We start from the raw sequence: 6,003 nt of genomic DNA on the forward strand, positions 1-6,003 counted from the left end.
GGACTGGATCGCCGATGTGGTCCGATTCGTCGCCAACCGACGTCGGGGCGCCCTTGCTGCCCGATGAGCGCTCGTCGGCGAATGAGCGCCTTCCGGCGCGTCCACGCGGACCGATTACTGAAATGACAAGTGGCACATGACATTACCGTTGCTAGGCCCGATGAGCCTTTCGGGTTTCAAGAGTCCGTGGTTCTTGCTGTTCCTCCTCGTCGTGCTCGCCCTGGTCGCCCTGTACGTCATCGTGCAGGTGACGAGGCAGAAGCGAATGCTGCGCTTCGCCAACATGGAACTGCTGGAGAGCGTGGCGCCCAAGCGGCCTGCCCGCTGGCGGCACCTGTCCGCCGTGCTGCTCGTGCTCTCACTCGTCCTGTTCACGGTCGCCATGGCCGGACCCACCAATGACGTCCGGATACCGCGCAACCGCGCCGTGGTGATGCTGGTGATCGACGTCTCGCAGTCGATGCGCGCCACCGACGTCGCACCCAGCAGGCTGGCCGCGGCCCAGGAGGCCGCCAAGCAGTTCGCCGACCAGCTGACCCCAGGCATCAACCTCGGTCTGATCGCCTACGCGGGCACCGCCACCGTGCTCGTCTCGCCAACCACCAATCGCGACACGACCAAGGCTGCCATCGACAAGCTTCAACTTGCGGATCGCACCGCGACCGGTGAGGGCATCTTCACCGCCCTGCAGGCCATCGCGACCGTCGGCGCGGTCATCGGCGGCGGCGACAAACCGCCTCCTGCGCGCATCGTGCTGATGTCGGACGGCAAGGAGACGGTGCCGTCGAACCCCGACAACCCGAAGGGCGCATACACCGCCGCCCGCACGGCCGACGACCAGGGCGTACCGATCTCCACCGTCTCCTTCGGCACCAAGTACGGCTACGTCGAGATCAACGACCAACGCCAACCGGTGCCGGTCGACGACGAGATGCTGCAGAAGATCGCGGAGTTGTCCGGCGGTAACGCATACACCGCATCGAGCCTGGAGCAGCTCAAGGCGGTGTTCACCTCGCTGCAGGAACAGATCGGGTACGAGACCATCAAGGGCGACGCCAGTGTGGGGTGGCTCAGGCTCGGTTCGCTGGTGCTGGCGTTTGCGGCACTCGCCGCCCTCCTGATCAACCGCCGTTTGCCCGGCTGATTTCCAGCTCAGCCGGGCGAGACGATAGGTTGGCGGGCATGCCTGAGTTCGTTTCGCGCTCCGTACTCGTCACCGGCGGCAACCGCGGCATCGGTCTGGCTATCGCTCAGCGGCTGGCTGCCGATGGACACAACGTCGCAGTGACACACCGTGGTTCGGGCGCGCCCGAAGGCCTCTTCGGCGTCGAGTGCGACGTCACCGACAACGACGCCGTCGACCGCGCCTTCACGGCGGTGGAGGCGCACCAGGGTCCCGTCGAGGTGCTGGTGTCCAACGCAGGCATCTCCGCGGACGCCTTCCTCATCCGGATGACGGAGGAGAGGTTCGAGAAGGTCATCGACGCCAACCTCACCGGGGCGTTCCGGGTGGCCCAGCGCGCATCGCGCAGCATGCAGCGCAAGCGGTTCGGCCGGATCATCTTCGTGGGGTCGGTCTCCGCCAGCTGGGGCATCGGCAACCAGGCCAATTACGCGGCCTCCAAGGCGGGTCTGATCGGCATGGCCCGCTCGATCTCCAGGGAGCTGTCGAAGGCAGGCGTCACCGCCAACGTCGTGGCCCCTGGCTACATCGACACCGAGATGACCCGCGCGCTGGACGACCGGATACAGGCGGGCGCGCTGGAGTTCATCCCCGCCAAGCGAGTCGGCACCGCCGCCGAGGTCGCGGGCGCGGTCAGCTTCCTGGCGTCCGAAGATGCGAGTTACATCGCGGGCGCAGTGATCCCCGTCGATGGCGGCATGGGCATGGGCCACTAAGCATTTCGTCACGAGTAAAGGACTTTTCATGGCAGGGTTTCTCGAAGGCAAGCGCATCCTCGTCACGGGGATCATCACCGATTCCTCGATCGCATTCCACATCGCGCGGGTGGCGCAGGAGGCGGGCGCCGAGCTGGTGCTCACCGGTTTCGACCGGATGAAGCTGATCCAGCGCATCGCCGACCGGTTGCCGAACCCGGCGCCGCTGCTGGAACTCGACGTGCAGAACTCCGAGCACCTCGCGAGCCTGGCGGATCGCGTCACCGAGGTGATCGGGGAGGGCAACAAGCTCGACGGCGTCGTGCACTCGATCGGCTTCATGCCGCAGACCGGCATGGGGATCAACCCGTTCTTCGACGCACCGTACGAGGACGTCGCCAAGGGCATTCACATCTCCGCGTACTCGTACGCCTCGCTGGCCAAGGCCGTGCTGCCGATCATGAACTCCGGCGGCGGCATCGTCGGCATGGACTTCGACCCGACCCGCGCGATGCCTGCCTACAACTGGATGACCGTCGCCAAGAGCGCACTGGAGTCGGTGAACCGTTTCGTGGCGCGTGAGGCGGGCCAGTACGGCGTGCGTTCGAATCTCGTTGCCGCGGGCCCGATCCGGACACTGGCCATGAGCGCGATCGTCGGCGGCGCACTCGGCGAAGCGGCAGGCGATCAGATGAAGCTCCTCGAGGAGGGCTGGGACCAGCGTGCCCCACTTGGTTGGAACATGAAGGATCCCACCGCCGTCGCGAAGACGGTGTGCGCGTTGATGTCCGACTGGCTGCCCGCAACCACCGGCACGATCGTCTATGCCGACGGCGGCGCAAGTACCCAATTGCTCTGATGGAGTTCGAGGCGCTCCTGCTGCTGTCCTTCGGCGGGCCCGAGGGGCCCGAGCAGGTGCGCCCGTTCCTGGAGAACGTCACCCGCGGGCGCAACATCCCACCCGGGCGTCTTGACGACGTCGCCGAGCACTACCTGCACTTCGGCGGGGTCTCGCCGATCAATGGCATCAACCGCGTCCTGATCGAGCAGATCGAGACGGAACTCGCCGACCGCGGCAGCGGCATGCCCGTCTACTTCGGCAACCGCAACTGGGAACCGTACGTCGAGGACGCCGTCAAGCAGATGCGCACGGACGGGATCCGTCGTGCGGCCGTGTTCACCACATCGGCCTGGGGCGGTTACTCGGGCTGCACCCAGTATCAAGAGGACATCGCCCGAGCACGTCTCGCGGTCGGGCCGGATGCGCCCGAACTCGTCAAACTGCGGCAGTACTTCGACCACCCGCTGTTGATCGAGATGTTCGCCGACGCGATCGCCGAAGCCGCCGCGAGCCTCCCCGAGCACCTGCGTGACGATGCCCGGCTGATCTTCACCGCACACTCGATCCCACTGCGGGCGGCGTCGCGCTGCGGGCCGGGCCTGTACGCCGATCAGGTTGCCTACTCGGCAAGCCTGGTGGCGGCGGCCGCGGGTTACGTCGACTACGACCAGGTCTGGCAGTCGAGATCGGGTCCGCCGCAGGTGCCGTGGCTGGAGCCCGACGTATCGGACCACCTCGCCGCACTGGTGGCCGATGGCACCGAGGCCGTCATCGTCTGTCCGATCGGTTTCGTCTCCGACCACATCGAGGTGGTCTGGGATCTCGACAACGAACTCAGCGAGCAAGCCCATGCGGCGGGGGTCGCGTTCGCTCGTGCGACGACGCCGAACGCACAGCGGCGCTTCGCCCGGCTGACGGTCGACCTGATCGACGAACTGCGCGAGGGACGGGACCCGGCCAGGGTGCTCGGCCCGCGACCGGTTCCCGGCTACGGATTCAGCGTCGACGGATCGCTGTGCACACCCGATTGCACTAGCGACGCCAGGCCGACTGCAGGATCGCGTTGACCGCGGCCAGCCGCGCAGACCGCACCACGCCGGCCAGCGGTCGAAGGGCGTCGTTCGCGATCTGCATCTCCGATGACGACTGAAGGCCGATCGGCATGAGCCCGGAACTCACCGTGATGATCGCATCGACGTGGGCGGCGTTCTCCAACACCCGTAGCGCGCGCTCCGGCGCGTGATCGGGCGGGCGGTGCAAGCGCGCCGACTCGAGGACCTGCTCGACCAGACCCCGCGGATCGGCGACGTCGGTGGCCGTCATCCCCGCCCGTAGAGTGCCAAGCGCGTCGGCGGCCGAGCGAACGGCGGCGCGCAGCTCATACTCGGCATGACCGAGATCCAGGTGCTCGCTCACCGGCACCACCGGCAGGGAGTAGACGGTCCACGCCAGGGCAACCGGCTCCGGATAGTGGTCGGTCGACTCGTCGTCGGTGTGGTCGTAATCGGGATCGCTCTCGTCGTACGCGAACTCCGGAACCAGGCCGATTGCGCCCGTCCCGCCGTTCGAAACCGTGAGGGCCTCACCCGCCGAGATCGCGTCGACGGTGAATTGTGTGCCCGCCGCGAGCCCGCGGACGTCGCCAGGGATGGGCAGCGCCACGCCGATCGCGGGTTCGCTGGCGGGCGGACCGGCCGCCGTGCGCAGCGTCTGCAACATCGACACGGCTCCCGCGTCCGTGAGATCCGGCCAGGGCAGCCCGGTTCGGCCCGCAGCGACGGAGTCATACGCAGTCACGGAATGCCTTGGCGCCCATAGTGACAATGCATCCAGGACGTCGTCAGGGGCGGCAACGCCCGCAAGCCAGGCGTTGGCCCATACCGACAGAGAAACGCTGGGGCACCACATGATGCACGCAGTGTAGTTGTTGGCGGCCCGACGGGCGGGTTTCGACGGCTAGGCTGGCCGCATGCCCGCTCTGATCTGGCTCATCGCAGCGCTTGCGCTGGCAGGTGCTGAGGCATTGACCGGTGATCTGTTCCTGTTGATGCTCAGCGGCGGCGCGTTGGCCGCCGCCGGGACCACCGCGGTGTTCGATTGGCCGATCTGGACCGACGGCGCGGTGTTCCTGGTGGTGTCGGTACTCCTGCTGGTGTTGGTGCGGCCCGCGCTACGGCGGCGGTTCGCCGCGGGCACCGGGCTCCCGGAGCCGATGAAGGCCCTCGAGGGCAAGCCCGCGCTGGTGCTCGACCGGGTGGCGCGCCACGAGGGTCAGGTGAAGCTCGACGGCCAGGTCTGGACGGCGCGGCCGCTCGACGACGACGACGTCTACGAACCGGGCGATCACGTCACCGTCATCAAAATCGACGGCGCCACCGCCGTCGTCTTCAAGGCCATCTGAGGTTTAGGAAGGAACTGCAATGGAGGGTGCCGTCTTCGGCTTGGTTCTGGCAGCGGTGCTGGTGATCTTCGCCATCATCGTCGTCGTCAAGTCGGTCAAGGTGAGACCGCAGGCCGAGGCCGCGGTCATCGAACGGCTGGGCCGCTACAGCAAGACCGTCTCCGGTCAGCTCACGCTGCTGCTGCCGTTCGTCGACAAGGTACGGGCCAGGGTGGACCTCCGGGAGCGGGTGGTGTCGTTCCCGCCGCAGCCCGTGATCACCGAGGACAACCTGACGGTCAACATCGACACCGTCGTCTACTTCCAGGTGACGGAACCGAAGGCCGCCGTCTACGCGATCAGCAACTACATCGTTGGTGTCGAGCAGCTCACCACCACCACGCTGCGCAACGTGGTCGGCGGCATGACGCTGGAGCAGGCGCTGACCTCGCGCGACCAGATCAACGGCCAGCTCCGCGGCGTGCTCGACGAGGCCACCGGCCGATGGGGACTGCGCGTCGCGCGGGTCGAGCTCCGCAGCATCGACCCGCCGCCGTCGATCCAGGATTCGATGGAGAAGCAGATGCGCGCCGACCGCGAGAAGCGGGCGATGATCCTGACCGCCGAGGGCAACCGAGAGGCGTCGATCAAACAGGCCGAAGGGCAGAAGCAGGCCCAGATTCTCTCCGCTGAAGGCGCCAAGCAGGCCGCCATCCTGGCTGCCGAGGCGGACCGCCAGTCCCGCATGCTGCGCGCCCAGGGTGAACGCGCCGCGTCCTATCTGCAGGCCCAGGGCCAGGCCAAGGCCATCGAGAAGACGTTCGCGGCGATCAAGGCCGGCCGCCCGACGCCCGAGATGCTGGCCTACCAGTACCTGCAGACGCTGCCACTGATGGCCAAGGGC

General features: G+C 67.3%; 7 protein-coding genes. 6 read left to right on the forward strand and 1 reads right to left on the reverse strand.

Going from position 1 to position 6,003, the window contains the following annotated elements; all coding sequences use genetic code 11:
* The first annotated feature begins 136 nt into the window (after positions 1 to 136).
* From ACRDUX_RS11550 to ACRDUX_RS11565, 4 genes are read left to right on the forward strand one after another with little or no spacing between them, the layout of a single operon-like run.
* The gene (locus ACRDUX_RS11550; RefSeq protein ID WP_526413972.1) at positions 137 to 1,144 is read left to right on the forward strand and encodes a vWA domain-containing protein; all 1,008 of its coding nucleotides are present in this window, start codon (positions 137 to 139) and stop codon (positions 1,142 to 1,144) included.
* A gap of 38 nt (positions 1,145 to 1,182) precedes the next feature.
* Complete coding sequence (gene fabG1 / locus ACRDUX_RS11555; protein ID WP_526413974.1) at positions 1,183 to 1,899, forward strand: 3-oxoacyl-ACP reductase FabG1; 717 nt, start codon at positions 1,183 to 1,185, stop codon at positions 1,897 to 1,899.
* A 28-nt stretch (positions 1,900 to 1,927) separates the two neighbouring features.
* Positions 1,928 to 2,737 carry an NADH-dependent enoyl-ACP reductase InhA gene (inhA, locus tag ACRDUX_RS11560; protein ID WP_526413976.1) on the forward strand — a complete coding sequence of 270 codons (810 nt, stop codon included), beginning with the start codon at positions 1,928 to 1,930 and terminating at the stop codon, positions 2,735 to 2,737.
* Positions 2,737 to 3,786, forward strand: coding sequence for a ferrochelatase (locus ACRDUX_RS11565; protein ID WP_526413978.1), 1,050 nt, complete (start codon positions 2,737 to 2,739; stop codon positions 3,784 to 3,786). Before inhA ends, ACRDUX_RS11565 begins: the two co-directional genes overlap by 1 nt.
* Here the strand turns inward: ACRDUX_RS11565 and ACRDUX_RS11570 are convergent.
* Positions 3,752 to 4,627 carry an Rv1486c family protein gene (locus ACRDUX_RS11570; RefSeq protein WP_526413980.1) on the reverse strand — a complete coding sequence of 292 codons (876 nt, stop codon included), beginning with the start codon at positions 4,625 to 4,627 and terminating at the stop codon, positions 3,752 to 3,754. The genes ACRDUX_RS11565 and ACRDUX_RS11570 overlap by 35 nt on opposite strands.
* A 61-nt stretch (positions 4,628 to 4,688) precedes the next feature.
* Between ACRDUX_RS11570 and ACRDUX_RS11575 the strand changes: the two genes are divergently transcribed.
* Positions 4,689 to 5,120: an NfeD family protein gene (locus ACRDUX_RS11575; RefSeq protein ID WP_526413982.1), complete on the forward strand. Its 432-nt coding sequence runs from the start codon at positions 4,689 to 4,691 to the stop codon at positions 5,118 to 5,120.
* Positions 5,121 to 5,139: 19 nt separating this feature from the next.
* On the forward strand, positions 5,140 to 6,003 hold an 864-nt coding region (locus ACRDUX_RS11580), incomplete at its 3' end, for an SPFH domain-containing protein (protein WP_526413984.1).

The sequence above is a fragment of the Mycobacterium sp. genome, assembly GCF_050701675.1.
In the GTDB taxonomy this organism is placed as follows: Bacteria; Actinomycetota; Actinomycetes; order Mycobacteriales; family Mycobacteriaceae; genus Mycobacterium.

Excerpts from the sequence above, each read along its gene's own strand:
- ACRDUX_RS11565 (WP_526413978.1), top strand. The coding sequence starts at position 2,737 with ATGGAGTTCGAGGCGCTCCTGCTGCTGTCCTTCGGCGGGCCCGAGGGG.
- fabG1 (WP_526413974.1), top strand. The coding sequence starts at position 1,183 with ATGCCTGAGTTCGTTTCGCGCTCCGTACTCGTCACCGGCGGCAACCGC.
- inhA (WP_526413976.1), top strand. The coding sequence starts at position 1,928 with ATGGCAGGGTTTCTCGAAGGCAAGCGCATCCTCGTCACGGGGATCATC.
- ACRDUX_RS11550 (WP_526413972.1), top strand. The coding sequence starts at position 137 with ATGACATTACCGTTGCTAGGCCCGATGAGCCTTTCGGGTTTCAAGAGT.
- ACRDUX_RS11570 (WP_526413980.1), bottom strand. The coding sequence starts at position 4,627 with ATGTGGTGCCCCAGCGTTTCTCTGTCGGTATGGGCCAACGCCTGGCTT.
- ACRDUX_RS11575 (WP_526413982.1), top strand. The coding sequence starts at position 4,689 with ATGCCCGCTCTGATCTGGCTCATCGCAGCGCTTGCGCTGGCAGGTGCT.